Source organism: Herbiconiux sp. A18JL235 (assembly GCF_040939305.1).
Classification (GTDB): Bacteria; Actinomycetota; Actinomycetes; order Actinomycetales; family Microbacteriaceae; genus Herbiconiux.
Map to the genome: position 1 here is coordinate 1,780,335 of NZ_CP162511.1, position 23,889 is coordinate 1,804,223.

Below are 23,889 nucleotides of genomic sequence, written 5' to 3' on the forward strand. Positions count from 1 at the left end.
CTCAGATCTCCTTCAGCACGGCTCGCTCGGAGGAGCGGAAGACCAGGAGCCCGACGACCAGCAGCAGCACCGACATCGCTCCACCCACCCCCACCTGGTACCAGTCGAGCTGATCGGCGAAGAAGCCCGCGCGATACAGCGAGAAGATGCCGCTCAGCGGGTTGAAGGCGGCGAGCGGCTGCAGGGCCCCGGGCAGATCGTGGGTGCCGTAGATGATGGGGGAGGCGTAGAAGAGGAAGCGCAGGGCGAGTTTGACGGCCCGCTCGAGGTCGCGGAAGAACACCACGAGCGGTGCCACGATGAGGGCGACACCCGCGGTGAGCACGCCCTGGAGCACGATTGCGAGCGGGAACAGCAGCAGGTCGGGGCCGACGGATGCGCCGCCGACGATGGCGAAGACGGCGAGCACCGGGATGCTCGCCACGAACTCGATGCCCTTCGACAGCACCAGGCGGTTCACCCAGATGGTTCGGGGGATCTTCGTGGAACGGATGAGCTTCGCCTCGCGCAGGAACGCGCGCGTGGAGTCGGAGACCGCCCCGTTGAACCACATCCAGGGCAGCAGCGCGGTGAGCAGGAACACGATGTACGGTTCGGTGCCGACCGGGCGATGGAACACCTGGGTGAAGACGAACCAGTAGATGCCCGCCATCACCAGCGGATCGAGGATCGACCAGAGGTAGCCGAGCGCCGAGGTCGAGTAGCGCACCCGCAGGTCGCGGCGTGTGAGGAGCCAGAGCGAATGGCCGTAGGCGCGCCACCCGGTGGGCCGCCGACCTCGCGGCGCCACGGCCGGCGTGATCACCATGGAAGCTCTCTCATCAAGGGCTCACTCTAACGCGAGCAGCGCCCTCGGCGCGGCGAAGGAAGGGCTCAGACGTAGAGGTTCGCGCGGTCGAGGTCTTCGGCGAAGTCGACCTCGACGGCGTAGAGGTCGGAGATGTCCATCGGCTCGACGAGCACGCCGTCGCGGGCGATGGCGAGCTCGAGGCCGCGCTCGAAGTAATCCTGGTCTCCGACCCGCTGCAGCTGGCGCACGAAGGCGGCCTTGTCGCGGCTCGAGATGTAGTTGATTCCCACGGCCTCGCCGAGACCCCCGACGACCGTCTTCGACAGCTCGTCGATGTAGCCCTCGGCCGTGGTGGTGTACTTCACCTCTTCGTCGCTGACCTTGGCGGTGTTCACCGTCACGAACGACTGGTCTCGTGCGATGAAGGGAACTGCCCGGTCGAGAACGCTCGGGTCGAAGACGACGTCTCCGTTCATCCACAGCACACCTCCGGCGGGGGAGGCGAGCAGGGCGCGCAGCAGGCTCTTCGAGGTGTTGGTCTGGTCGTACTCCTCGTTGTAGACGAAGGAGGCCGAGGGGAAAGCCTCGATGATGTGCTCGAGCTTGTAACCGACGACGATGCTCACGCGGGCCGCGGACCCGAAGGTGTGACGGATGTTGTCGAACTGCTGGCCCATGATGGTGCGGCCGTCGCTCAGCTCGGTGAGGGGCTTCGGGAGGGCGCGACCGAGTCGGCTTCCCATGCCTGCGGCGAGAATGACGACCTGGGTGGTCACGAGCAGCTCCTAACGATGTTCGTCGTTCACACGGGTGAACATTTCGTGAACAGTTTATCCGGGTCGTCGGTCGCGGCAAGGGCGCCGGGCCTGTATCGTTTCTCTTTCGTGATGCCGCGAGGGGGAGTGGCCCGGGACGCCCTCGCGGCAGGGGTTCGATGCGTGACGCCTCCCATGCGTGGCATCGGCGGGATTGATAGGTTGGTGCGGTGAGCTCAGAGTCAGACACTCCAGACGTCGGCACCACCGACTCCGGACGTGCTCCCGCCCCGCGCCGAGCTCCCGCCAAGGCGGCGTCGGGCGCCCGCCAGCCGGCGAAGCGGCCCGCTGCCTCGAAGCCCCGTGCGACCCCGGCCAAGACGGCAGCCGCGAAGAAAGCAGTCCCAGCTGCTGACGACGGTGCCCTCGAAGAAACGGCCCCTGCGGCTTCAGCCGCGAAGCCCGTCTCGCCCAAGCGCCCCGCCGCACCGCGCAAGCCCTCTGGGGCGCGCCCCGCCGACGGAACGGCCGCCGCATCGCGCACCCCCCGCACGCCGCGCACGCCGGCCCGTCCCCGCACCGTCGCCGCGCCGCCGCCCTCGGTGGTGCGCGATCTCGACCCGAACGACATCGGCCTCGCCATCTCCGGCCTCACCAAGAAGTTCGGCAGCACCACAGCGGTCGCGGGTGTCGACATCGACGTGCCCGTCGGCTCGTTCTACGGCATCGTGGGCCCGAACGGTGCAGGCAAGACCACGACGCTCTCGATGGTCACGGGCCTGCTGCGACCCGACGGCGGCAGCATCACGGTGCTCGGTCACGACGTCTGGCGCGACCCGGCCGCGGCGAAGCGGCTCATCGGCGTGCTGCCCGACCGCCTGCGGCTGTTCGACCGGCTCACCGGCCGGCAGCTGCTGCACTACTCCGGCTCCCTCCGCGGTCTCGACTCCGCCACCGTGCGGCAGCGCAGCGACGACCTCGCCGCGGCCTTCGGTCTCGAAGATGCGCTCGGCCGCCTGGTCGCCGACTACTCGGCGGGCATGACGAAGAAGATCGCGCTCGCCTCCTCGATGATCCACTCGCCGCGCCTGCTCGTGCTCGACGAACCGTTCGAGTCGGTCGACCCGGTCTCGGCGGCCAACGTCATCGAGATCCTCGAGAAGTACGTCTCGGGGGGTGGCACCGTCGTGCTCTCCAGTCACAGCATGGACATGATCCAGCGCACCTGCGACCGTGTCGCCATCATCGTCGAAGGGCGTGTGCTCGCCAAGGGCACGGTCGACGAGGTGCGCGAGGGCGGTACCCTCGAGCAGCGGTTCCTCGACCTCGCGGGCGGGCGCAAGAGCGCGGAAGGCATGGAATGGTTGCTGAGTTCCTCCGACTGAAGTTCCGCCTGATCGGCAACGCGGGCAGACGCACCACCCCTCAGCTCATCGGCCTCATCGTCGGCGTCGCCTACGCCGTCATCATGGCGGTGCTGCTCGTGCTGGTGCTGGCGGGCCTCCGCGACGCCGAGCCCGAATTCGCCCGCAACGTCGTCGTCATCGGCGGCTCCGTCGTGGTGGCGGGCTTCCTGCTCGTCCCCGTCGTGTTCTCCATCCGCGACTCGATGGATCCGCGATCGTTCAGCCTGCTCGGCCTCACTGACTCGAAGATCGCCACAGCCCTCGCCGTGGTGGCCTTCGTGAGTGTCCCCTCCCTCGTCGTCACCGTCGCGAGCTTCGCCACCGTCGCGACCTGGTCGCGATCACCCGGCCTCGCCGTTCTCGCTCTGGTCTCAGCGATCGTCGGCGCCTTCACCTGCGTGCTCGGCGCCCGGCTGAGCGTCTCGCTGGCCGCGTTCGCCTTCGCGACGCGGCGGGCGAGAGAGATCGGTGCGGCGACAGGGGTCTTCGCGATCATCCTCATCGTCCCCGCCATCGTGCTGCTCGCCCTCACCGGGTGGGGCGACGACGGACGCGGCTTCTTCTCCTCCCTCTCCTCGGTGCTCGGCTGGACGCCGCTCGGCGCGGTCTGGGCGGTTCCCGCAGACGCCGCGAACGGCCAGTGGGTGTTCGCCGTGCTCAAGCTGCTCATCGCCCTCGCCACTGCAGCCCTCATCTGGCTGGCCTGGAAGGGCCTCGTCGCCGTCATGACGGTGACGCCCGGGCGGAGCGTCGAGGTGCGCGAGCACAGCGGCCTCGGCTGGTTCGGGCGCACCCCGACGACGCCCACCGGTGCCATCGCCGCGCGGCTGCTCACCTACTGGGCGCGCGATCCGCGGTACTACGCCCAGCTGGTGATCGTGCCGGTGGTTCCGGTGGTGGCCATCATCGTCTTCGTCTTCGTCGGCGTGCCCATCGAGTACACGGCACTGCTTCCCGTGCCCGTCATGTGCATGTTCCTCGGCTGGGTGGTGCACAACGACGTCGCCTTCGACAACACGGCGATCTGGCTGCACGTCGCCGCCGGCCGGCTCGGGGTCGCCGACCGCATCGGTCGCATGGTGCCCATCGTGTTCATCGCCATCCCGCTCATCGGCATCGGCTCGTTCCTCAGCGTGTTCTTCGCCAACGAGCTCGACGCGCTCCCCGCCGTGCTCGGCACGAGCACCTGCCTGGTGCTCGTGGGCCTCGGACTCGGCAGCGTGTTCTCGGCGCGTTTCCCCTACGCCGCGACCCGGCCGGGCGACGGGGCGTTCACCCAGCCCCAGTCGGCGGGGGCGGCCTGGGTGCTCTCACCCGGTTTCTCGCTGCTCGGCACGGTGCTGCTGTCGACGCCCGCGATCGTCTACGGCGTGCTCGGCGTGTTCGTCAACCGCGAGTACTACTGGCTGTCGTTGTGGTGGGGCATCGGCGTCGGCGTCGTCGTGCTGGTGGCCGGGGTGGCGATCGGCGCCCGTGTCTTCAACCGCCGCGGCCCCGAGATCCTCGCTGCCGCCCAGCGCAACTGACCGTGCCGCGCCTCCCTCGGCCTAGAATCGAGAGCATGGCACACATCCCCTCCGCTCGAGTCTCCGAGCCGGGCGGCCTCCCCGACGGCGGTGGTGGCACCACGACGCTCGACCGTGAGCTCGAAGAGCTGCTCAACACCGAGAACATCGATCCGGGCGACCACGAGCGCTTCTCGCACTACGTCGAGAAAGACAAGATCCTCGAGTCGGCTCTCACCGGCAAGCCGGTCAAGGCCCTCTGCGGCAAGAAGTGGACGCCGGGGCGTGACCCCGACAAGTTCCCCATCTGCCCCACCTGCAAAGAGATCTACGAACGGCTGCTCGACGACGAGTGATCGACGAAGACGGTCGGCAGCGCCGGGTCTCCCGCAGTGAGGCGGAAGGCCTCGCGGGGGAGCTCGCCGAGCGACAGCTCACGGTGCGCCCGCGCGGCCTGCACGCCTGAGGGCCCGGTCATGCTCGCGTCGGCGACGCCGTCGACCATGAGAGGCACGACGAGTCGCCTGCCCTCGGGCATCGGCCCGGTGGGCTCACCGACGAGCACGGTCTCCGACACCGCGGTTCCGGATGCGTCGAGCACCCGCACGGCATCCTTGCGTCCGCCGTGGGTCGCCTTGTCGGCCGAGCGCTTCGCCACCTGAACCCACCGCCCGTCGTCGCCGCGGCGTGCCACCAGCTTGTAGACCATGCCCGCTGCCGGATGCCCGGAGCCGGTCACCAGCGAGGTGCCGACGCCGTAGGAGTCGACCGGGGTGGCGGCCAATGCCGCGATCGCGTACTCGTCGAGGTCGTTGGTGACCGTGATCTTCGTCGCTCGGTTGCCGAGCGAGTCGAGCTGCCGGCGCACCTCACCGACCAGCGTGAGCAGGTCTCCGGAGTCGAGGCGAACGGCACCGAGCCCGGAGCCCGCCACCTTCACCGCGGTCTCCACACCGGCCGCCACGTCATAGGTGTCGACGAGCAGCGTGGTCGAAGCGCCGAGCGCGGCGACCTGCGCCCGGAAGGCCTGCTCCTCGCTGTCGTGCAGCATCGTGAAGGCATGGGCCGCCGTACCCATCGTCGGAACGCCCCAGCTGCGGCCGGCCTCGAGGTTCGAGGTGGCCCCGAAGCCCGCGATGTAGGCGGCGCGCGCGGCAGCGACGGCCGAACGCTCTCCGGTGCGCCGCGACCCCATCTCCGCGAGCGGACGGCCGCCGGCCGCCTGGACCATGCGCGCGGCGGCACCGGCCACCGACGAGTCGTAGTTCAGCACGCTGAGGACGAGCGTCTCGAGCACGACGCCCTCGGCGAAGCCTGCCTCTACGATGAGGATGGGCGAGTCGGGGAAATAGGCCTCGCCCTCCCGGTACCCCCGGATGGTTCCGCCGAAACGGTAGTCGGCGAGCCAGTCGAGGGCGGCGGAGCTCACCACGGCGTGCTCGCGCAGGAAGTCGAGCTCGGTGTCTCCGAAGCGGAACCGCTCGACCAGCTCGAGCAGCCGCCCGGTTCCGGCGACCACGCCGTAGCGCCTGCCCCCCGGCAGCTTCCGCCCGAAGGCCTCGAACACGCTCTCCCGATCGTGCGTGCCCGCCTGGAGCGCCGCATCGATCATGGTGAGCTCGTACCGGTCGGTGAGGAGTGCCGTCGACGTGTCCACGCCTCCGAGCATACGGTGGGGTCTCCGCACGTCGTAGGCTGGTCTGTCGTGAGCGACAGACCCATCGGCATCTTCGACTCCGGGGTCGGCGGGCTCACGGTCGCCCGCTCGGTGCGCGACCAGCTGCCCCGCGAATCGATCCTCTACGTCGGCGACACCGCGCACTCGCCCTACGGCCCGAAGCCGCTCGCCGAGGTGCGGCGCTACGCCCTCGAGGTGCTCGACGACCTCGTCGCCCAAGACGTGAAGCTCCTCGTCATCGCCTGCAACACGGCCTCGGCGGCGATGCTCCGCGACGCCAGGGAGCGCTACAGCGTACCCGTGGTCGAGGTCATCCAGCCCGCCGTGCGCACGGCCGTCACCACCACCCGCAACAACCGGGTGGGGGTCATCGGCACGGCCGCCACCATCATGTCGCGCGCCTACGACGACGCCTTCGCCGCGGCCCCGCACCTCGAGCTGTTCACCCAGGCGTGCCCCGAGTTCGTCAGTCACGTCGAGGCGGGCGACACGACGAGCCGCGAGCTCGTCGCCCTCGCCGAGGAGTATCTCGCCCCGCTCGTCGCCGCCGAGGTCGACACCCTCGTGCTCGGCTGCACCCACTACCCGTTCCTCAAGGGCGCCATCAGCTACGTGATGGGGGAGGGCGTGCGCCTGGTGTCGAGCGACACCGAGACGGCGAACGACGTCTACCGCACCCTGGTGGGTGCCGGCATCGAACGCACCGCGCCGGGCCGCCCCGTCTACCGCTACGAGGCCACCGGCGGCAGCGCCGCCGAGTTCCTGCGCCTCGCCGACCAGTTCCTCGGCCCCGAGGTCTCCTCGGTCGAGCTGGTGCACACCGGAGCCATCCAGCTGCCCCGCAGCGAGCCACGACCCCACCGATCCACCGAGGAGAACCCGTGACCGACACCGCACCCCTGCGCAAAGACGGCCGAACCGCCGACCAGCTCCGCACCGTCACCATCGAGCGCGGCTGGAGCGAGCAGGCCGAGGGCAGCGCCCTGGTCTCCTTCGGCAAGACCAAGGTGCTCTGCACCGCGTCCTTCACCAACGGCGTGCCGCGGTGGAAGGCGGGCTCCGGCAAGGGCTGGGTGACCGCCGAGTACGCGATGCTGCCGCGCTCGACGAACGACCGCATGGATCGCGAGGCAGTGAAGGGCCGCATCGGCGGCCGCACTCACGAGATCTCGCGCCTCATCGGGCGGTCGCTGCGCGCGGTCGTCGACATGAAGTCGCTCGGCGAGAACACCATCGTCATCGACTGCGACGTACTGCAGGCCGACGGCGGCACCCGCACCGCAGCCATCACCGGCGCCTACGTCGCCCTCGCCGACGCCATCGAGTGGGCGCGCACGAAGAAGTTCATCGCGCAGAAGGCGAAGCCGCTCATCGACTCGGTGTCGGCGGTCTCGGTGGGCATCATCGACGGCGAGCCCATGCTCGACCTCGCCTACGTCGAAGACGTGCGGGCCGAGACCGACATGAACGTCGTGGTCACCGGTCGCGGCCTGTTCGTCGAGGTGCAGGGCACCGCCGAGGGCGCTCCGTTCGACCGCCGTGAGCTCGACTCCCTGCTCGACCTCGCGCTGGTGGGCACCTCGGAGCTCGCCCTCCTGCAGGGCGCGGTGCTCGCAGCCCCGGGCGACGAGGGCACCGCCCGATGAAGGTCGTGCTGGCCACCCACAACGCCCACAAGGTCGAGGAGTTCCAGGGCATCCTGGGCCGCGCCCTTCCCGAGCTCGAGATCGTCGCCTACGACGGCCCCGAGCCGGTCGAAGACGGCACGAGCTTCGACGAGAACGCGCTCATCAAGGCGCGTGCCGCCGCCGCGCACACCGGCCTGCCCGCCCTCGCCGACGACTCGGGCATCTGCGTCGACGTGCTGGGTGGCGCGCCCGGCATCTTCTCCGCCCGCTGGGCCGGCCACGGTCGTGGTGCCGTCGCGAACCTCGAGCTGCTGCTCGACCAGCTCGCCGACATCGCCCCTGAGCACCGCGCCGCCTCCTTCGCCTGCCACATCGCCATCGTGAACCCCGCCTCGGGCTTCGAGACGGTGGTCTCGGGAAGCTGGCCGGGGCGGCTCGCCACCGAGGTGCACGGGGAGGGCGGTTTCGGCTACGACCCGATCTTCGTGCCGGAGGGGCACGACATCACGGCGGCCGAGCTCACAGCCGCGCAGAAGAACGCCATCAGCCACCGCGCCCGCGCGTTCGAGGCGGCGATCCCGGTGTTGAGAATGAACGTCATTCCCGACTAGCCCCGACGCGCCCTCGCACCGCTCGCGGCGAGCTACGGTTGATGCGATGGCCGAGCACACCGACACCCACGATCACGTCGCAGACCACGGATGCGGCGGCTCGGTCGCGCGCACGCACGCCGTCTCCGAGACGGCAGGGGCGGCAACCCCGACCGGCGGCGGCCACTCGCACGACCACGCCTCCGGCGCCAACCGCACGCGGCTGTCGATCGCGATCGCCATCGTCGCCACGGTGCTCGTGGTCGAGACCGTGGGGGCGGTGCTGAGCGGCTCGCTGTCGCTGTTCGCCGACGCCGGACACATGCTCTCCGACCTCATCGGGCTGATCATCGCTCTGGTCGCCACCATCGTGGCGGCCCGCCCCGCGAACCAGCGCCACAGCTACGGCTACCAGCGGGCCGAGGTGTTCGGCGCGCTCGCCAACGGCCTCATCCTGGTAGGGCTCGCCGTCTTCGTCACCTGGGAGGCCGTCTCGCGGCTCCTCGCCGAGGAATCGGGGGAGGTGCGCGGTGGCCTGATGCTGCTGGTGGCCGGCATCGGCCTGGTGGCGAATTTCGTCTCGCTCATGATCCTGCGCGGCGGGGCGAAGACCTCCATCAACATGCGTGGCGCTTACCTCGAGGTGCTCGGCGACCTCCTCGGCTCCGTCGCCGTCATCGTCGCCGCGGGCGTCATCCTGCTCACCGGCTTCGAGAAGGCCGACGCCATCGCCTCGCTCGTCATCGCCGCCATGATCGTGCCGCGCGCGATCTCGCTGCTGCGCGACGTCGTCGCCGTGCTGAGTCAGTCGACCCCGGCGTCGATGGACGTCGCGGGCATCCGCGGCCACATCCTCGCCGAGCCCGGCGTCGTCGACGTGCACGACGTGCACGTGTGGGCGATCACCTCGGGCCGCTACGTGTTCTCGGCGCACGTCGTGGTGGAGCGCGAGGTTTTCGAGCGCGGCGAGACGGGCCCCCTCCTCGACAGCCTCGGCGGCTGCCTGTCAGGGCACTTCGACGTGGAGCACTCGACCTTCCAGCTCGAACCCGCCGAGCACGCCCGGCACGAGCAGTCGGCTCACGAGTGAATGGTCGACGCTGGCGCTAGGAGCGCGGTGAGTCGAGGTCGTTGCCGAACACCTCGGGCTCGAGGGTGAGCTTCTCGGCGGCGCCGGTGATCTCCACCTCTTCGGCCTCGGCGGCGGCGACCGACTTCTTCGCCTTGCTGCGCTCGCGCAGGTAGTGGAAGACGGTGGGGATGACGGTGAGCACGACCACGGCGATGAGCACGACGTCGAGGTACTTCTCGGCGAACTCCTTCACGATCGGGATCTGGCCGAGACCGTAGCCGAGAAGCGTGACCCCTGAGCCCCAGATGATGGCGCCGATGGCGTTGTAGAGCGAGTACCTCTTGTAGTTCATGTGCCCGACGCCCGCGGCGATGGGAGCGAAGGTGCGCACGATCGGCACGAAGCGGGCCATGATCACGGCGAGGGCGCCGAAGCGCTCGAAGAAGGCGTTGGTGCGTTCGACGTTGCGCACGCTGAACAGCCCCGATTCCCGGCGTTCGAACACGCGGGGTCCGAGCTTGTGGCCGATGAGGTAGCCGACCTCACCGCCGAGGAATGCGGCGAAGGAGATCGCCAGGCACACCCACCAGATGTCGATGCCGAACTTGCCGCCGACGGCGAGCACGCCGGTGAAGAACAGCAGCGTGTCGCCCGGGAGGAGGAAACCGACGAGCAGGCCCGTCTCGGCGAAGACGATCGCGCACACCACGAGGAGCGCCACCGGGCCGAACACCCCGCCCAGGAGCGTGTTGGGATCGAGCCACGGGATGAGGGCTGACGGTACGGCGGTCACTGCATGGTCTCCAGTCGTCGGGGCGGCCACGCCACCCGGCGGTGAGTCGGCTCGGGAGTGCGGGAGAAGGGACTTGAACCCTCACGCTCGAAAGCACAGGAACCTAAATCCTGCGTGTCTGCCAATTTCACCACTCCCGCGCGGCTGGAATCCAGTGTAGGGGGTGGCTTGGCGGCGCATCCTCAGCCGGTGCCGCCCGCCGGCCGGGCCCGCGGATGCGGCACGTAGCGGGGGATGTTGCGCCACAGGATGGCGACACCCGCCAGCCCCACGACACCCACGAGCCCGGTCGCGACGGAGAGGGAGGCCACGGCCACGACTCCCGCCACCGCGAGCGGCGCGACGGCGGCGCCGGCATCGGCGGCGAAACGGAACGCGCCGAGGAACGGCGCGGGGTTCTCGCGCGGTGCGAGGTCGGCCGACAGGGTCATGATGATGCCGCTCCCGACGCCGTTGGCCACCCCGAGGAACACGGCGATGACCACGAACCACTGCACCGCACTGCCGAGCTCGTGCGTGACGGAGAGCGTCAGCAACGCGATGCTCATGCCGAGCATCGACGGCACCACGCTCCAGAGCCTGCCGAACCTGTCCATGATCTGGCCCGAGGTGTAGAACAGGGCGAAGTCGGCGGCGGCGCCGATGCCGATGACGAGTGCCGTGGTCTGCTCGGAGAGTCCGATGCTCACCGCCCACAACGGGAGGATGGCCAGACGGCTCGCCCGCAGCGCGCCGACCACGCCCGCGCCGGTGCCCATCCGCAGGAGCACTCCGCGGTGCAGCCAGATGGTGCGGAAGAGACCGGGCGCCTCGGCGGCGAGCTCGCGCTCACCCGCATCCGGTCGCTGCAGCCCTTCAGTGGGGTCGCGCATGACCACGAGCACCACGAGCACGGCGACGGCGCAGGCCACGTGCACGAAGAACACCGCCTCGACGGTGCCGGTCACGGCGATGACGGCGGCTCCGAGGAAGGGGCCGACGAACCAGCCCGCGCGGAACGCACCGCCGAGCGTCGACAGGGCACGGGCACGGATGCGCACCGGCACGTAGGTGGTCATGAACGCCTGGCGGGCCAGCGCGAAGGTGGCGGCGGAGAGGCCGATGAGGAACACGGCGAGGCCGAACACGGCGGCCTGCACCGCGATGATTGCGAGGGCGATGCCTAGGAGGGAGAGCAGGGCGGCGCCGATCATCGCCCGGCGCTCTCCGATCTTCGACACCAGCCAGCCGGCCGGGATGTCGCCCGCGAGCTGCCCGACCACGATCATTGCGGCGATGAGCGCCGCACCCGCCAGGTCGGCGCCGAGCGACGCGGCGACCGCGGGGATGATCGGGATGACGGCGCCCTCGCCGATCCCGAACAGCAGCGTGGGCACGAGGGCGGGGAGGGCGATCGACCTGAAGCGGAAGCCGTCGTCGATCGAGGTGGTCATTCCGTCTAGTTTACGCGCGGCAAGTACCTCGGGCGCGTCGGCCCACTCGATAGACTTGCCGCACGATGCTTGAACTCGACCTCTCCGAACAGATCGCCGCCCTGCGCAGCACCTTCCACGACATCCGCACCGTCGTCGACGTCGACGCCCTCACCGCGGAGATCGCCCGGCTGAGCGAGGAGGCGGGGGCGCCCGATCTCTGGGACGACACGGCGAAGGCGCAGCAGGTCACCAGTGCTCTCAGTCATCGGCAGGGGGAGCTGGCGAAGATCGAGAGCATCCAGACCAGGCTCGACGACCTCGAGGTGCTGATCGAGCTCGCCAACGAGGCGGGCGACGAAGACAGCGCAGAGGAGGCACGGGTCGAGCTCGCCGCCATCCAGAAGGTGCTCGGCGACCTCGAGGTGCAGACGCTGCTGAACGGCGAGTTCGACGCGCGACCCGCTGTGGTCACCATCCGTGCCGGCGCCGGCGGCGTCGACGCCGCAGACTTCGCCGAGATGCTCATGCGCATGTACCTGCGCTGGGCCGAGAAGCACGGCTACTCCTCCACCGTCATGGACACGAGCTACGCCGAAGAGGCCGGCATCAAGTCGGCGACCTTCGAGATCGACGCCCCCTACGCCTTCGGCACCCTGGGTGTCGAGGCGGGCACCCACCGCCTGGTGCGCATGAGCCCGTTCGGCGCGGCGGGCAAGCGTCAGACCAGCTTCGCCGCGGTCGAGGTCATCCCGCTGATGGAGGAGGCCGCCGTCATCGAGATCCCCGAGAGCGACATCAGGGTCGACGTCTTCCGCTCCTCCGGCCCCGGTGGCCAGTCGGTGAACACGACCGACTCCGCGGTGCGCATCACCCACCTCCCCACCGGAACCGTGGTCTCGATGCAGAACGAGAAGAGCCAGATCCAGAACCGCGCCGCGGCGATGCGGGTGCTGCAGTCGCGCCTCATGCTCATCCAGCGCGAGCAGGAGGCCGCCCAGAAGAAGGAGCTCGCGGGCAACATCACCGCCAGCTGGGGCGACCAGATGCGCAGCTACGTGCTGGCGCCCTACCAGATGGTCAAGGACCTCCGCACCGAGTTCGAGGTCAACAACCCCTCCGCCGTGTTCGACGGCGACCTGGACGGCTTCATCAACGCCGGCATCCGGTGGCGCAAGCAAAAGCACGACTGATCGCCGCGGGCGGGGGCGCCGCGGCTCCCCGCGAACATGTGAATCCTATGAATCCGGCACCCCAGCGAGTCGCGGCGTCGATTCCGGATGCGTCTGCCTAAAGTCGTCACGACATGATTCGCTTTGACCGTGTAACCAAGACCTACCGGGGCACCAAGAGGCCGGCGCTGAACGCGATCGACCTCGAGATCCTCCGTGGTGAGTTCGTCTTCCTCGTGGGGGCGTCGGGCTCCGGCAAGTCGAGCTTCCTGAGGCTGATCCTCAAGGAGGACAAGCCCACGAGCGGCAACATCCACGTGCTCGGGCAAGACCTCGGGGCCATCTCCAACCGCAAGGTGCCCTACTTCAGGCGCAACCTCGGTGTGGTCTTCCAGGACTTCCGCCTCCTCCCCGGCAAGAACGTCTTCGACAACGTCGCGTTCACCCTCCAGGTCATCGGCAAGTCGAAGGGCTTCATCCAGGAAGCGGTGCCCGACGTGCTGCAGATGGTGGGCCTCGCCGAGAAGGCGAACCGCCTCCCCAACGAGCTCTCCGGCGGCGAGCAGCAGCGCGTGGCGATCGCCCGCGCCGTGGTGAACAAGCCCGCCATCCTGCTCGCCGACGAGCCGACGGGCAACCTCGACCCGTCGACCAGCGCCGGCATCATGACGGTGCTCGAGCGCATCAACGCCGGCGGCACCACGGTGGTCATGGCCACCCACGACAACGCCATCGTCGACCACATGAAGCGCCGTGTGATCGAGCTGGTCACCGGCCAGATCGTGCGCGACGAAGACCAGGGCGGCTACGGCATGACCGCCGAGATCGCCCTCCAGGACTCCGGGCTCACCGCCGAGATCGCACTCGCCGAAGGGCTCGTGCGCCGGGCGGGGCCGGCGCAGCCGCATCCGGCCCCTCAGCCGGTGGGCGCGCCGGCGGGTGGGTCGACGCAGACGGCCGCCGCAGCGGCCTCCGCCCCCGCCGCCCCCGCTGCCACGGGCACCGTTCCGCAGATGCCCACCGCCCCCGTGACCTCGCAGAACCCGACGGTGCCCCCCGCGGCGCCGCAGGCCGCTCCCGCGGCCCCCCAGCACACCGGAGTCGTGCCGCCGATGCCGCTCACCCCGACCGCTCCCGAGCCGGGCGACCCCGCGACCGAGTCGCTGTCGCTGGCCGAGAAGCTCGGGCTGCGCGCGCCCGGAAGCAGCGGCTCCTCCTCGAACGACCAGAACGTGGGGCCCACGACGTGAGATTCGCACTCATCCTCGGCGAGGTCGGCACCGGCCTCCGACGCAACGTCTCGATGGTCGTCTCCGTCGTGCTCGTCACGTTCATCTCCCTCACCTTCGTGGGTGTCGCCATCCTGCTTCAGATGCAGATCGACCAGATGAAGAGCTTCTGGTACGACAAGGCGCAGGTGGCCATCTACATGTGCACGGCGACCTCCGGCGGCGACAACTGCGCCGGGGGAGAGGCGTCCCAAGACCAGATCGACGCCGTGATGGCGCAACTCGACTCGCCCACCCTGGCGCCGTTCATCGAGCAGTACTACTTCGAAGACCACGAGCAGGCGTTCGAGAACTTCCAGCAGCAGTTCGCCGGCAACCCCGTCACCGACTACGTCACCGCCGACCTGCTCAACCAGACCTACTGGGTGAACCTGGTCGACCCCACGCAGTCCGACGTGCTGGTCGAGAGCCTCTCCGGCCTCGCCGGGGTGGAGAGCGTGACCGACCAGCGCAGCTACCTCGAGCAGATCTTCTCCATCCTGAACGCCGCGAGCTACACGGCCATCGGCATCGCCGCCCTCATGCTCGTGGCCGCGGTGCTGCTCATCGCCACCACCATCAGGCTCTCCGCATTCTCCCGCAGGAGGGAGCTCGGCATCATGCGGCTGGTGGGCGCGTCCAACCGGTTCATCCAGACCCCGTTCATCCTCGAGGGCATCATCGCCTCGCTCATCGGCTCGGTGCTGGCGGGGCTCGCCATCGTGGCTATCGTGAAGTTCTTCGTGCGCGACTTCCTGGTGCCGTCGCTGCCGTTCACCTCGTTCGTGAACCTCGGCGACGCGCTCCTCGTGGTGCCGATACTCGTCGTGCTCGGCGCGGTGCTCGCGGCGTTCTCGGCGAAGTTCGCCATCACGAGGTACCTCAAGGTCTAGAATGGTGGGCTGCCTCCTTCGGAGCGGCTCATCTTCTCTCACTCGACCTAAGGGGCGCCATGCCACGCGAACGCGGACAGACCACCGTCGCGACCAACCGCAAGGCGCGTCACGACTACACGATCGAAGACACCTACGAGGCCGGCCTCGTGCTCACCGGAACCGAGGTGAAATCCCTGCGGGCCGGGCGCGCATCGCTCGTCGACGGCTATGCCTTCATCGACGGGGGAGAGGCGTGGCTCGATGCCGTGCACATCCCGGAGTACAACCAGGGCACCTGGAACAACCACCCGCCGCGGCGCAAGCGCAAGCTGCTGCTCCACAAGGAGCAGATCCTCAAGATCCACAACAAGACCAAAGAGGGCGGCTACACCCTGGTTCCGCTGTCGCTCTACTTCAGCGACGGGCGCGCGAAGGTCGAACTCGCGGTGGCGAAGGGCAAGCGCGAGTACGACAAGCGTCACGCCCTGCGCGAGCGGCAGGACAAGCGCGAGGCCGACCGCGCCATGGCGAGCCGGCGCAACCTCGGCGACTGAGCCGGGGCGGGGCCAGGTCACCCCCGTTCAGGCCGGACCGAGGGCGAACCGCACGCCGGTGAGGCTCTCGACGCGCGCCCAGAGCTCTGCGCCGACGGCCGGGTCGCGTGCGTAGTCCTTGGCGGAGACGATGGTGGGGGAGCCCTTGAGCTGCCGCCAGCCACTCGGCCCCCAGTACTGGCCGCCCGCCGCTTGCGGGTCGGTGACCGCTGCGACGAGGGGGAGCGCCCCCGCATCCTTTCCCTGGCCGATCGTGCGGAATGCCGCGCGGCTCACGGCGTTCCCCGTCTTCGGGCGAGGCAGGATGTCGCGGCCGGGGGCGAGCTCGTCGACGGCGAACCCCGGATGCGCCACCAGGCTCGACACCCGGGAGCCCGCCGCGCGCAGGCGCCGGTCGAGCTCGAACGCGAAGGTCATCACAGCCAGCTTCGAGCGGCCGTAGCTGCGGAACTCGCGGAACCGTCCCCGTTCGGACTGCAGATCGTCGAGGTCGAGGCGGAAGAACTCGTGGCTGATGCTGCCGAGGCTCACCACGCGGGCCGCGGGCTGCGCGGAGAGTGCGGGGAGCATCCGGCCGATCAGGGCTGCGTGACCGAGCAGGTTGGTGCCCATCATCGTCTCGAAGCCGTCGACGGTCTCGTGTCTGCCCTTCGTCGAGAGCACGCCGGCGTTGGCCAGTAGCGAATCGATGCGGGGGAGGGCGGAGAGCTCCTCGGCCGCCCGGGCGACGGAGGACTGGTCGGCGAGGTCGAGGTGCACGAAGGAGACCTCGGCGCCCGGTGTGTGCCGCCGGATGCTCGCGAGGGCTGCTTCGCCCCGGGCTTCGGAGCGGGCGGCGATGACCACGGAGGCGCCCGCGGCCGCGAGCTGCTCGGCGGCCCAGTAGCCGAGGCCCCCGGTGCCGCCCGTGACGATGTGGACGGGAGTGGTCATCACTCGCTCGCCGTGGTGGCGTCGGCACTCGTGGAGGACTCGGTCGTTGCGCGGGCCGCCGCGAAGCGGGCGTGCACCACCGCCTCCACCACGATCGCCGCCGGGCGCAGTTCCATGCCGCCGGGGGTCGGCGCACTCTTGGCCATGAGTGCCATGGCGCGGGGCGCGGGTGCTCCGCCGCTCGACCCCGTGTCGTCGAGCAGGCCCGCGTCGGCGATCGACACGGGCGAGATCTCGTCGAGCCCGAGCGCTGCGGCGTAGTCCTCCGCCTTCGCGACGGCGTCGGCCACCGCGGCGCGACGGGCCTCGGCCCGCACCACGGCGTCGGTCTCTGGGGCGAGCGACCACGTGATGCCGTCGACGGCGATGCCCTCGCGCACGGCCACCACGTCGATCCACTCCGAGAGCGCCTCGAAATCGTCGAACTCGGCGTCGACGAAGACGGCGCTGTGGAACTCGACCGGGAGACGCGTGCCGTCCTGACTCCACGGGCGCTGGCCCCACACCCTGATGTCTTCGGAGTGCCAGACCCGCACGGGCCCGTGGTCTTCGTCGCGGAGGCTCTCGAGCGAGCCGGTGAGCGATTCGTGGGCGGCGCGGGTGGCAGCCAGCACGCTGTCGCGCTTCGAGCCCTCGAAGCCCACCCCGATGCGCACCACCGCGAGCTCGGGGTTGTGGCGCTGCTCGTTCGACCCGGAGACGGTGATGATCGTGTCTGGCATGGCTTCCACGATATTCCATCGGGAGTGGACTGGAGGGCTGTCGCTGTCGTAGACTTGAGGGCTGCTTCAGAACGGGTTCGTCGCGAGAAGCGGTTGACAACTCCACAGCGTGCGACAGCGACCCAGCACGGGGATGATCGGTTTCGACATCGCCTGCGAAACGACGAGAAGCGGGTCGAGGATGCGGGGTTATCTCGTTAACGCCCTCCGCAACCTATAAGTGCCAATTCCAACAGCACTGTTCCGGCTAAGAAGGCCGCCTTCGCCCTCGCGGCGTAAGGTCCCCTTACCTAGCACCTAGGAACTGTCGGTCCGGGAATGCTCTCTACCCGGGTTCCGGCATCAGCTAGAGAGCTTGCTGCGTGATCGTGTCTCAGGGTCACGCGGGACTCTTACTGTGACTGGGCCCGTCGACCTGGCTGCCTGTGGCAAGGGTCGGGGCCGAGCAGAACGCCTGCACAGGCTACACCCGTAGAAGACGTGGGATCACAGCGATGGACGGGGGTTCAATTCCCCCCATCTCCACCCACGGTCCGCTGTCGCACGCTGAGGAGCGTGAGTCTCCCGTCATTCCGCCGATCTGTGCGTTGTGGGGAGTTGGCGAGATGCGTACCACATTGGCGTTCGCCCGGACTACCTGCGGACTAAGCGGGGATGCTCGCCATCCGCCCGCCCCATGTTTGCTACCAGGGAGTGGGTGTGCGTCGCACGCACACCCGCGGGGCGAGGGCGTCCGTCCGCCAGACACCCCTCCCAGCCGCTCTGCGCCCCGTGCACGTCTCAGAACAGCGGAAAGGCCCGCGGGCCGACGAGGGGCCTCTACGGGCCGTGCAGCTGGCATCTTGCCATTGCGAGGGGGCGCTGCACGATTCTCACACGACCATGAAGCGAAAGTACGACTTCGATCGGGTCGTCTGCCCGATGCCGCCGATACGCTCCCAGGATGGGGAATCCAGCGCGCGAGCTCGTCCATATCCTCTCCGCTTACCGGCTGTGGGGTGTGTCCGGCATCTACCCAACCCGCGACGGCGTAGACCCCGGCGACGTGCAGTTCTGGCGAGGCCAAGCACGAGCTCTACGGCTCGTAGCGGAGGTAGATCAGATCCTCGAAGCGCGCGAGTCTGCCGGCCGGCCCGTCGGACACTATCGAGAAGCGATGGTGGCGGCCTTCCGATGCATCTTCGCCCCAGACGTTCAATGGAACCACGGCGGACAGAAGGTCGAGCTGATCCCCCAGTGGGCCATCAATCAGATCGCGGGCCTCGCCGACAACATAGACGACGTAGGTTTCTCAGGCGTGACGGTCCCTGAGAAAGCGAAGCTCGACATCGGGTCCGTCCTCGACGACCTTGACGAGCTACTGGACAGCGGTGAGCTGCCCCTCGACGGACCCAGCTCTGCCTATGTCCGGCGCCTCATCCTGTCGATCCGGAATCTGCTGGAAGACGCAGACTCATACGGAGACGTCGATCTACTGCGCCACATCTAGGAGTTGATCGGCGTTCTGCTCACATTCGCGAACAACGCAGAAGCGAACGAGCAACCCGCCGGCCCCATCGACAAGATGCGGGCCCTCGCAGCGCGACTCGTACCCGTCGCCAGTCCAGTTGGCTACACCCTCGGGTTAATCGCAGACAGCGACACCGTGGCGAAGATGATCACGGGGGGCTGACTCAAATGACCTTCTCCGACATCATCCAGGCCGCGGCCGTAATCGCCGCTGTGGGCGCCGCCATCATCGCCCTCGTCATCTCCGCCAAAGACCGGAAGAACACCCGCGACATCGCCGCTGACGACCGCCGCGAAGCGTTGCGTCAGGCGCACCTCATGTTCGAGCTCGACGCGCTCGTGAAGCTCTCGGAGAACATGAACCGCGGCGGCTCGGCCGACGTTGACGAGTCGGCCAGGATGGGCATCGAAGCGCTCACCCTCACCGGGCCACTCGCACCCGACCGTCTGCCCAAGCTGTGGGCCGAGAAGATCGGCGACGACAACAAGCTACGCGCCGCTATGGCAGACCCTGAGATGCCGCGCTACAAGCGCGACGCGCTCGAGGTGCAGCTTGCCGTCAGTGCCGTGCTCGCCGAGGTCCGCGACTCCACCACACGGCGCTAAAGGTCGTTCTCGGCCGGGTTTCGGGGCGTCTCGAACCCACGTTCAGACGCCAACGCGACGGGTTGCCCACCCCCCCGGCCAGTCTGTCCATGCTGGACTCGTGATGGTCACTCGCTGGCTGACCGAGCGGCAATCCTCGGAGATGACAGGTATACCGGTCGGGATGCTTCGAGACTGGCGCTTGAAGCGGCTACATCTTCCGTTCTCGCGGATCGGGCGCCTGGTCCGGTACGCGGAGGACGAGGTCGACACCTGCATGCGGTCGGGTCAGGTCGAGGTCACTCGGACTCCGATGTAGCACCCCCTCCGGAGGCGAGCCATTGGTCGACGTCGGCCTCCCAGTAGCGGACGAGTCGGCCGATCTTGAACAAGGTGGGGCCGACCTTCATGACGCGCCAGTTCGCGAGCGTCTGCTTCGCAACCCCGACATACTCGGCGAGCTCGTCGGGCGACATCATTCGTCTCATGGGCGCGCTGACATGTGATCGCAAGCCTGCCCTGACATCTCCTATCGAGGCACTGGCGCACTATCCTCCAGGTGCCGCCTCTGCGGGCTTGCCCTCCGTGCAGGGTGCCAGAGCGGAGCGCGTTGCGGATGGTAACCGGGTGCTTACGTGCATACTCGGCAGCCGCGGTAACGGTGTGCCGGTGTGGGTCGCGTGAAGGACGCGGTGGCGGTGCTGGCGCCGCGGGGAAGCGACTGATTATGAGCTGCAGCTCTTCTCGGACGATGGCTCGGATGATCTGCTCGATGCTCACGTGACTACGGTGACTGCTGAGTCTCAGAGAACGGAAGCAGCCACCCACCGATTGACGTCGTCCAGCGCATACACGACAGTCTTTGCCGTCGGCTTGTAGTAGCGCGGCCCACGACCAGCTCCGCGGAGATTTGCGAGGCGCTTCGTCGTCATCCCAGGAACGAGCTCGCACACCTGCTCGGGCGACAGGTATCGCGTCGGCTCGGTCACGTCGAGCGGTCCAGCAGGCGCCGGACCTCCGTCGCTCTCCGGGCCTCGATGCGCCCGCATAACCGATACACGAGCTGCGGGTCCGCCGCGATGGCCTGGGTGTCGAGCAGCTGGTTGAGTCGCTGCAGGTATCGGGCGTGACTCCATCCGAAGGTGCGGCGGATGGCCTTCTCTCGGGCGCCCTCGGGGCGGTCGATCCATCTGCGTTCGAAGTCCAGAATGATGCGGTCGTTGTCGGTAAGCATGCCGGGATCATTCCAGCACCCACCGCCACAGATACCACCACTGGTACTCGCCCCATCGACACCTGTCTGCCATCATTCGTTCATGACGTACTCACAGCAACCTCCCGCATACACCCCACCCCCACAGCCCGGAGCGCCTCTCGCGCCGCCGCCGCCAGCCAACCGGAACGTCCTAGCCCTCATCGCTCTGATCGTCGCCGTCGTCGGGTTCATCTTCGCCTGCATCCCTGGCGCGCTCATCGTCGGCTGGGTCCTTCTCCCGATCGCGTTCGTTCTCTCGCTCGTGTCTCTGTTCCTGAAGGGCCGTGGGAAGGGCCTCGGCATCGCAGGCCTCATCATCTCTATCGTCGGCACGATCGTCGCATTCGTAGTCTTCTTTGCAGTCGTGGCCGCATCGTTCAACGACGCTTTCAGCGACGACACGGTCGTCATCGAAGAGTCGACCGGAGCGGCTGAGGCGCCCGCCGAAGAGCACGCCGAGGCCGAAGACGCTGCGGGCGAAGCTGGCAGCCGCGATAATCCTGTCGCTGTTGGCGCAACGATCGCGTCGGAGGACTGGACGGTCGTCATCAACTCCGTGAACGCCGACGGCAACGCAGTCGTCGCTGAAGCGAATCAGTTCAACGACACTGCCCCAGCGGGGTCTCACTACGAGATCGTGAACTACACGGTCACCTACACTGGCGAGGACTCGAGCATCGCCGCCGAGGTCGGCGTCGACATGGTAACCAGTGCAGGAAACGTGATCAACAGCTACGACACCATCGTCTCACTGAACGACTCGATCAGCCTCGATGAGCTGTTCAACGGAGCCTCCGCCACCGGCTCTGCGGCTTTCGCCGTGCCTGACGGTGAGACAGCTCTCGTGCGCGTGCGTCCGGGGATCCTGGCCGACGACGTGTTCGTCAAGCCGTAGCAGAAAACAGAGAATGCCCTCGGCCAGCATGAGGCGCTGGTCGAGGGCATTCGCGCGTTTGGCGTGTCGCCGGTGGGGCTGTTTACGATCGATGCTGCGCGGGCCGGCGCGCTCCACCACGAGGGAGCGCAGCATGATCGGCACCGGCCGCATCCGCATCGGTGAGCACGAGTCGACGCTGGTCCGGAACGACCCCTGCGCGCCTGCCGCGCTCGTGCGACGGATGCACCCCGGTACCGAGGTCGAGCACTACCGTGTCGTGACCTTCGACATCGACCCAGCGGAGCGTCGCCTGATCGGCCGGTTCCGCACGCGGGAGGCAGCCGATCGCGCCGTCGGCTACACGGTGCCTGCGGGGCGCATCCGGCTCGCGCTGAACCTCCTACCGAAGGGCGCGTGGGGTAAGCTGCGATCCCCACCTGCGGCCACTGTACTTCGCGATGCTCTTCGGTGGTGAAGCCCCCTTATCCGGCTCCGCCCAAACCAGTCGCTGCAGGCGACCGCTCCGAATAGGAGCAATGACTCCCGCAGCCAGGCTCGCCCGATACCTCGGCCTCTTCTTCGGGCTACGGTGCCGTCAGTGCGGCAGGCATCTGCCCGGCGCGAAAAGGTTCTCCGGCGACCGGTTCTGTTCCGACGAATGCGCCACGAACTACGAGGAGTCTCACGCCTGGTGAGAGACGGAGCGAAGGAAAGCAGGCTGAGACTTAGACCCCGCCAGCAGAGATCGCTGTCAGCTCCACGTCAGGGTAGCCGGGATACTGCACTGTGCTACTCGTCAGAACAGCGGCGGCCGGCAGAGAATAGCTGAACCAGAACACGGTGGTCGATCCCGGCTCCACCGGCGCAACTGTTTCTGCCACCGCCACATACCCGGACATGGAGACAACCCACCCAGGAGCTTCCGGCTCCGATCGCGAGAATGGGGCCTCCGGGTCATCCAGCGGGGCGATCACGAGGGTAATTTTCGCCGGAGTCGCCGACAGCGGGGTCGTCACTCACACGTAGATGGATGTGGGAGGTGGGCAGCAGATCGAACTTGCTAAATTTTTCTCAGCTGCGTCGGGCTTGCCGGTACTCGTCTTCTAGCGACTGAGGGCCGCGCCAGAGCGGTGCGCGGTCCGGTTCCGCGAGGGTATGGTCGCGCGGGAGGTCATGTGCCTGACCTCGTCGCATGCGGTCTTTGTTGCGACGTTCCCACTGGGCGATAGCTTCTCGCATCACGTACATAGCTTTGTACTCGGAACACGCGATCTGCTTCTTGCCACATGTGCAAAGGTCGGCACCCGCTGAGTGATGAAGCTCCTCGACATAAGAGGCTAAACCGAGGACCCGGTCGCGACTTCGAAGTGCGGATGCTGCCCGGCTTTCGGCGTCGTTCACGCGGGCATCGGGGTCCTCGAGTTTGACGCGCAGGTCCTGGATGGTAGAGGACATTTGAGCGACGATTCTTTCGTGGTGCTCACGCCACCGCACCTTGTGATCCTCGTCACGCCTCCCCGAATGTTGCTTGTGCTCAGTTTCCCGACATGGCTCGCACAGCAGCGGGCGATGATCGTCATGATCCCTCTGGCTTCCGGAGACGGGGGTAAGACGGCAGCATCCGCACACGCTCATGGGTTGAAGATAGTGCAGCTCTCTAGGTTGCGGTCCAGATTTCAACGGTGGCGTGGTCGTTCTTCATGCTGTTGCAGCGCCGGTGCATGGGCACGAGCGCCTGACCGACGAGGCGGCCCCCATTGCCGAGCACGATGTCGTGGTCGGCGGTGAAGGACATGGCGTCCTTCGAGCCGAGGGTGGTGTCGATCTGTTCACCGCATCCCCACCTGGACGGTGACTGGTGACCGCAGGGCAGCTGCTCGGCGCGGGTGCGCTTCTTCAACGCGGCTTGGGCACGGCGGTAGGCGCGGTGTCCCTTGCCGTCGCGTGCGCGCTTCGCCACCATCAGTCGTCCTTGAGGGGGCCTGGGTCGGCGGGTGAGAGGCGCAGCGAGTACAGGGCGGTGAGCACGGCGAGCTTTGCGAGCGTCACGCAGACGATGAGCACGGGCAGGGGTCTCATCGTGTCTTTTCCGTCGTAGGGTGCACGCATGGGGGAACGGAAGCGGGCGCTCTGGAAGAGCATGCGGCTCATCGCAATCGGGTATGGATTCATCGCGCTTGGAAGCGCGGTCGTCAACCTGCTTTGGGGTTCCGACTCAAATTGGATCGCCGCCCGGTGGCTCCTGGCGGCAATGTGGGCTGTGATCGGGTTGGTGCACGCTGTGCAGGCTCGTCAATTGTGGCGGGCTGAATTGGAGCGCCGGGAGGTGGCCGAGACCGACGTCGCAGCCGCCGGTGAGCGCGAGTGAACCGGGCGTCGCGGGCCGTGCTCGTCATCATCGCGCTGGCGATCTTCGTCGTCATCATGCTGGTCGCGCTTCCGGCAAGGTGGTCGCTGTGACTTCGCGAAGGGGCGATTGGTTGGACCGGCTCGCGCCGGTCAGGACGGGC

General features: G+C 68.2%; 28 protein-coding genes, 1 tRNA gene and 1 other RNA gene. 17 read left to right on the plus strand and 13 right to left on the minus strand.

The window, feature by feature from the left end; all coding sequences use genetic code 11:
• Position 1 precedes the first annotated feature (1 nt).
• Positions 2–808, minus strand: a complete 807-nt coding sequence (locus ABFY20_RS08210) for an ABC transporter permease (protein ID WP_368499444.1) — start codon at positions 806–808, stop codon at positions 2–4.
• 65 nt (positions 809–873) lie between these two features.
• Positions 874–1,566: an NTP transferase domain-containing protein gene (locus ABFY20_RS08215; RefSeq protein WP_368499445.1), complete on the minus strand. Its 693-nt coding sequence runs from the start codon at positions 1,564–1,566 to the stop codon at positions 874–876.
• 209 nt (positions 1,567–1,775) lie between these two features.
• Here ABFY20_RS08215 and ABFY20_RS08220 point away from each other — a divergent pair, with 209 nt between their 5' ends.
• Genes ABFY20_RS08220 through ABFY20_RS08230 form a run of 3 tightly spaced genes read left to right on the plus strand, consistent with a single transcriptional unit; the run spans position 1,776 to position 4,812 of the window.
• Positions 1,776–2,930 carry an ATP-binding cassette domain-containing protein gene (locus ABFY20_RS08220; RefSeq protein WP_368499446.1) on the plus strand — a complete coding sequence of 385 codons (1,155 nt, stop codon included), beginning with the start codon at positions 1,776–1,778 and terminating at the stop codon, positions 2,928–2,930.
• Complete coding sequence (locus ABFY20_RS08225; protein ID WP_368499447.1) at positions 2,906–4,477, plus strand: ABC transporter permease; 1,572 nt, start codon at positions 2,906–2,908, stop codon at positions 4,475–4,477. The genes ABFY20_RS08220 and ABFY20_RS08225 overlap by 25 nt, the downstream gene beginning before the upstream one ends.
• A 35-nt stretch (positions 4,478–4,512) precedes the next feature.
• The gene (locus ABFY20_RS08230; RefSeq protein WP_171705110.1) at positions 4,513–4,812 is read left to right on the plus strand and encodes a DUF3039 domain-containing protein; all 300 of its coding nucleotides are present in this window, start codon (positions 4,513–4,515) and stop codon (positions 4,810–4,812) included.
• On the opposite strand, the gene ABFY20_RS08235 is transcribed toward ABFY20_RS08230, so the two are convergent.
• Entirely contained in the window at positions 4,785–6,113 is a 1,329-nt protein-coding gene (locus ABFY20_RS08235) for a nicotinate phosphoribosyltransferase (RefSeq protein ID WP_368499448.1), read from the minus strand. The two genes, ABFY20_RS08230 and ABFY20_RS08235, sit on opposite strands and share 28 nt — an antisense overlap.
• Positions 6,114–6,161: 48 nt before the next feature.
• Here ABFY20_RS08235 and murI point away from each other — a divergent pair, with 48 nt between their 5' ends.
• From murI to ABFY20_RS08255, 4 genes are read left to right on the plus strand one after another with little or no spacing between them, the layout of a single operon-like run.
• Complete coding sequence (gene murI / locus ABFY20_RS08240) at positions 6,162–7,019, plus strand: glutamate racemase (protein WP_368499449.1); 858 nt, start codon at positions 6,162–6,164, stop codon at positions 7,017–7,019.
• Positions 7,016–7,780 carry a ribonuclease PH gene (gene rph, locus ABFY20_RS08245; protein ID WP_368499450.1) on the plus strand — a complete coding sequence of 255 codons (765 nt, stop codon included), beginning with the start codon at positions 7,016–7,018 and terminating at the stop codon, positions 7,778–7,780. Before murI ends, rph begins: the two co-directional genes overlap by 4 nt.
• Positions 7,777–8,373: an RdgB/HAM1 family non-canonical purine NTP pyrophosphatase gene (rdgB, locus tag ABFY20_RS08250; protein ID WP_368499451.1), complete on the plus strand. Its 597-nt coding sequence runs from the start codon at positions 7,777–7,779 to the stop codon at positions 8,371–8,373. The genes rph and rdgB overlap by 4 nt, the downstream gene beginning before the upstream one ends.
• A gap of 46 nt (positions 8,374–8,419) precedes the next feature.
• Positions 8,420–9,442, plus strand: coding sequence for a cation diffusion facilitator family transporter (locus tag ABFY20_RS08255; RefSeq protein ID WP_368499452.1), 1,023 nt, complete (start codon positions 8,420–8,422; stop codon positions 9,440–9,442).
• Between the two features lie 16 nt (positions 9,443–9,458).
• Here the strand turns inward: ABFY20_RS08255 and ABFY20_RS08260 are convergent, their stop codons facing one another.
• The 3 genes from ABFY20_RS08260 to ABFY20_RS08270 all read right to left on the minus strand — a co-directional run bounded on the left by ABFY20_RS08260 (position 9,459) and on the right by ABFY20_RS08270 (position 11,650).
• Positions 9,459–10,217, minus strand: coding sequence for a DedA family protein (locus ABFY20_RS08260; protein WP_368499453.1), 759 nt, complete (start codon positions 10,215–10,217; stop codon positions 9,459–9,461).
• 58 nt (positions 10,218–10,275) lie between these two features.
• Positions 10,276–10,357 (minus strand) — tRNA-Leu (locus ABFY20_RS08265).
• 42 nt (positions 10,358–10,399) lie between these two features.
• Entirely contained in the window at positions 10,400–11,650 is a 1,251-nt protein-coding gene (locus ABFY20_RS08270) for an MFS transporter (protein ID WP_368499454.1), read from the minus strand.
• Between the two features lie 65 nt (positions 11,651–11,715).
• Between ABFY20_RS08270 and prfB the strand changes: the two genes are divergently transcribed.
• From prfB to smpB, 4 genes are all read left to right on the plus strand, one after another.
• The gene (gene prfB, locus ABFY20_RS08275) at positions 11,716–12,822 is read left to right on the plus strand and encodes a peptide chain release factor 2 (protein ID WP_368499455.1); all 1,107 of its coding nucleotides are present in this window, start codon (positions 11,716–11,718) and stop codon (positions 12,820–12,822) included.
• Between the two features lie 113 nt (positions 12,823–12,935).
• Positions 12,936–14,051, plus strand: a complete 1,116-nt coding sequence (gene ftsE, locus ABFY20_RS08280) for a cell division ATP-binding protein FtsE (protein WP_368499456.1) — start codon at positions 12,936–12,938, stop codon at positions 14,049–14,051.
• The gene (ftsX, locus tag ABFY20_RS08285) at positions 14,048–14,962 is read left to right on the plus strand and encodes a permease-like cell division protein FtsX (protein ID WP_368499457.1); all 915 of its coding nucleotides are present in this window, start codon (positions 14,048–14,050) and stop codon (positions 14,960–14,962) included. The genes ftsE and ftsX overlap by 4 nt, the downstream gene beginning before the upstream one ends.
• A gap of 59 nt (positions 14,963–15,021) precedes the next feature.
• The gene (smpB, locus tag ABFY20_RS08290) at positions 15,022–15,498 is read left to right on the plus strand and encodes an SsrA-binding protein SmpB (RefSeq protein ID WP_368499458.1); all 477 of its coding nucleotides are present in this window, start codon (positions 15,022–15,024) and stop codon (positions 15,496–15,498) included.
• 27 nt (positions 15,499–15,525) lie between these two features.
• Here smpB and ABFY20_RS08295 read toward each other — a convergent pair whose 3' ends face one another.
• Both ABFY20_RS08295 and ABFY20_RS08300 read right to left on the minus strand, forming a co-directional pair.
• Complete coding sequence (locus tag ABFY20_RS08295; RefSeq protein WP_368499459.1) at positions 15,526–16,431, minus strand: SDR family NAD(P)-dependent oxidoreductase; 906 nt, start codon at positions 16,429–16,431, stop codon at positions 15,526–15,528.
• Positions 16,431–17,153: an SIMPL domain-containing protein gene (locus ABFY20_RS08300; protein WP_368499460.1), complete on the minus strand. Its 723-nt coding sequence runs from the start codon at positions 17,151–17,153 to the stop codon at positions 16,431–16,433. The genes ABFY20_RS08295 and ABFY20_RS08300 overlap by 1 nt, the downstream gene beginning before the upstream one ends.
• A gap of 129 nt (positions 17,154–17,282) precedes the next feature.
• Here ABFY20_RS08300 and ssrA point away from each other — a divergent pair.
• The 3 genes from ssrA to ABFY20_RS08315 all read left to right on the plus strand — a co-directional run bounded on the left by ssrA (position 17,283) and on the right by ABFY20_RS08315 (position 19,268).
• Positions 17,283–17,681: a transfer-messenger RNA gene (ssrA, locus tag ABFY20_RS08305) on the plus strand.
• Positions 17,682–18,096: 415 nt separating this feature from the next.
• Positions 18,097–18,642 carry a hypothetical protein gene (locus tag ABFY20_RS08310; RefSeq protein ID WP_368499461.1) on the plus strand — a complete coding sequence of 182 codons (546 nt, stop codon included), beginning with the start codon at positions 18,097–18,099 and terminating at the stop codon, positions 18,640–18,642.
• A gap of 188 nt (positions 18,643–18,830) precedes the next feature.
• Positions 18,831–19,268: a hypothetical protein gene (locus ABFY20_RS08315; protein ID WP_368499462.1), complete on the plus strand. Its 438-nt coding sequence runs from the start codon at positions 18,831–18,833 to the stop codon at positions 19,266–19,268.
• A 278-nt stretch (positions 19,269–19,546) separates the two neighbouring features.
• Here ABFY20_RS08315 and ABFY20_RS08320 read toward each other — a convergent pair whose 3' ends face one another.
• Positions 19,547–19,735 (minus strand): helix-turn-helix transcriptional regulator, encoded by a 189-nt coding sequence (locus ABFY20_RS08320; RefSeq protein WP_368499463.1) that lies wholly within the window; start codon positions 19,733–19,735, stop codon positions 19,547–19,549.
• Positions 19,736–20,232: 497 nt separating this feature from the next.
• A complete protein-coding gene (locus ABFY20_RS08325; RefSeq protein ID WP_368499464.1) occupies positions 20,233–20,481 on the minus strand; it encodes a DUF3263 domain-containing protein in 249 nt (82 codons plus the stop codon).
• Between the two features lie 82 nt (positions 20,482–20,563).
• Between ABFY20_RS08325 and ABFY20_RS08330 the strand changes: the two genes are divergently transcribed.
• Positions 20,564–21,397, plus strand: a complete 834-nt coding sequence (locus ABFY20_RS08330; protein WP_368499465.1) for a hypothetical protein — start codon at positions 20,564–20,566, stop codon at positions 21,395–21,397.
• 133 nt (positions 21,398–21,530) lie between these two features.
• Complete coding sequence (locus ABFY20_RS08335; protein WP_368499466.1) at positions 21,531–21,854, plus strand: hypothetical protein; 324 nt, start codon at positions 21,531–21,533, stop codon at positions 21,852–21,854.
• 596 nt (positions 21,855–22,450) lie between these two features.
• Here the strand turns inward: ABFY20_RS08335 and ABFY20_RS08340 are convergent.
• The 3 genes from ABFY20_RS08340 to ABFY20_RS08350 form a co-directional block, all read right to left on the minus strand.
• Positions 22,451–22,834: a hypothetical protein gene (locus ABFY20_RS08340; RefSeq protein ID WP_368499467.1), complete on the minus strand. Its 384-nt coding sequence runs from the start codon at positions 22,832–22,834 to the stop codon at positions 22,451–22,453.
• Between the two features lie 202 nt (positions 22,835–23,036).
• Entirely contained in the window at positions 23,037–23,342 is a 306-nt protein-coding gene (locus ABFY20_RS08345; protein WP_368499468.1) for a hypothetical protein, read from the minus strand.
• The gene (locus tag ABFY20_RS08350; RefSeq protein WP_368499469.1) at positions 23,342–23,488 is read right to left on the minus strand and encodes a hypothetical protein; all 147 of its coding nucleotides are present in this window, start codon (positions 23,486–23,488) and stop codon (positions 23,342–23,344) included. Before ABFY20_RS08350 ends, ABFY20_RS08345 begins: the two co-directional genes overlap by 1 nt.
• Between ABFY20_RS08350 and ABFY20_RS08355 the strand changes: the two genes are divergently transcribed.
• The gene (locus ABFY20_RS08355) at positions 23,487–23,747 is read left to right on the plus strand and encodes a hypothetical protein (RefSeq protein WP_368499470.1); all 261 of its coding nucleotides are present in this window, start codon (positions 23,487–23,489) and stop codon (positions 23,745–23,747) included. The two genes, ABFY20_RS08350 and ABFY20_RS08355, sit on opposite strands and share 2 nt — an antisense overlap.
• The last annotated feature ends 142 nt before the right edge of the window (positions 23,748–23,889 follow it).

Excerpts from the sequence above, each read along its gene's own strand:
- ABFY20_RS08315 (WP_368499462.1), top strand. The coding sequence starts at position 18,831 with ATGACCTTCTCCGACATCATCCAGGCCGCGGCCGTAATCGCCGCTGTG.
- ABFY20_RS08310 (WP_368499461.1), top strand. The coding sequence starts at position 18,097 with ATGGGGAATCCAGCGCGCGAGCTCGTCCATATCCTCTCCGCTTACCGG.
- ABFY20_RS08270 (WP_368499454.1), bottom strand. The coding sequence starts at position 11,650 with ATGACCACCTCGATCGACGACGGCTTCCGCTTCAGGTCGATCGCCCTC.
- ABFY20_RS08230 (WP_171705110.1), top strand. The coding sequence starts at position 4,513 with ATGGCACACATCCCCTCCGCTCGAGTCTCCGAGCCGGGCGGCCTCCCC.
- ftsE (WP_368499456.1), top strand. The coding sequence starts at position 12,936 with ATGATTCGCTTTGACCGTGTAACCAAGACCTACCGGGGCACCAAGAGG.
- ABFY20_RS08325 (WP_368499464.1), bottom strand. The coding sequence starts at position 20,481 with ATGCTTACCGACAACGACCGCATCATTCTGGACTTCGAACGCAGATGG.
- ABFY20_RS08330 (WP_368499465.1), top strand. The coding sequence starts at position 20,564 with ATGACGTACTCACAGCAACCTCCCGCATACACCCCACCCCCACAGCCC.
- smpB (WP_368499458.1), top strand. The coding sequence starts at position 15,022 with ATGCCACGCGAACGCGGACAGACCACCGTCGCGACCAACCGCAAGGCG.
- ABFY20_RS08300 (WP_368499460.1), bottom strand. The coding sequence starts at position 17,153 with ATGCCAGACACGATCATCACCGTCTCCGGGTCGAACGAGCAGCGCCAC.
- ABFY20_RS08295 (WP_368499459.1), bottom strand. The coding sequence starts at position 16,431 with ATGACCACTCCCGTCCACATCGTCACGGGCGGCACCGGGGGCCTCGGC.
- ABFY20_RS08355 (WP_368499470.1), top strand. The coding sequence starts at position 23,487 with ATGGGGGAACGGAAGCGGGCGCTCTGGAAGAGCATGCGGCTCATCGCA.
- ABFY20_RS08335 (WP_368499466.1), top strand. The coding sequence starts at position 21,531 with ATGATCGGCACCGGCCGCATCCGCATCGGTGAGCACGAGTCGACGCTG.
- ABFY20_RS08320 (WP_368499463.1), bottom strand. The coding sequence starts at position 19,735 with ATGAGACGAATGATGTCGCCCGACGAGCTCGCCGAGTATGTCGGGGTT.
- prfB (WP_368499455.1), top strand. The coding sequence starts at position 11,716 with ATGCTTGAACTCGACCTCTCCGAACAGATCGCCGCCCTGCGCAGCACC.
- ABFY20_RS08345 (WP_368499468.1), bottom strand. The coding sequence starts at position 23,342 with ATGGTGGCGAAGCGCGCACGCGACGGCAAGGGACACCGCGCCTACCGC.
- ABFY20_RS08210 (WP_368499444.1), bottom strand. The coding sequence starts at position 808 with ATGGTGATCACGCCGGCCGTGGCGCCGCGAGGTCGGCGGCCCACCGGG.
- ABFY20_RS08350 (WP_368499469.1), bottom strand. The coding sequence starts at position 23,488 with ATGCGTGCACCCTACGACGGAAAAGACACGATGAGACCCCTGCCCGTG.
- ABFY20_RS08225 (WP_368499447.1), top strand. The coding sequence starts at position 2,906 with ATGGTTGCTGAGTTCCTCCGACTGAAGTTCCGCCTGATCGGCAACGCG.
- ABFY20_RS08255 (WP_368499452.1), top strand. The coding sequence starts at position 8,420 with ATGGCCGAGCACACCGACACCCACGATCACGTCGCAGACCACGGATGC.
- ABFY20_RS08340 (WP_368499467.1), bottom strand. The coding sequence starts at position 22,834 with ATGTCCTCTACCATCCAGGACCTGCGCGTCAAACTCGAGGACCCCGAT.
- rdgB (WP_368499451.1), top strand. The coding sequence starts at position 7,777 with ATGAAGGTCGTGCTGGCCACCCACAACGCCCACAAGGTCGAGGAGTTC.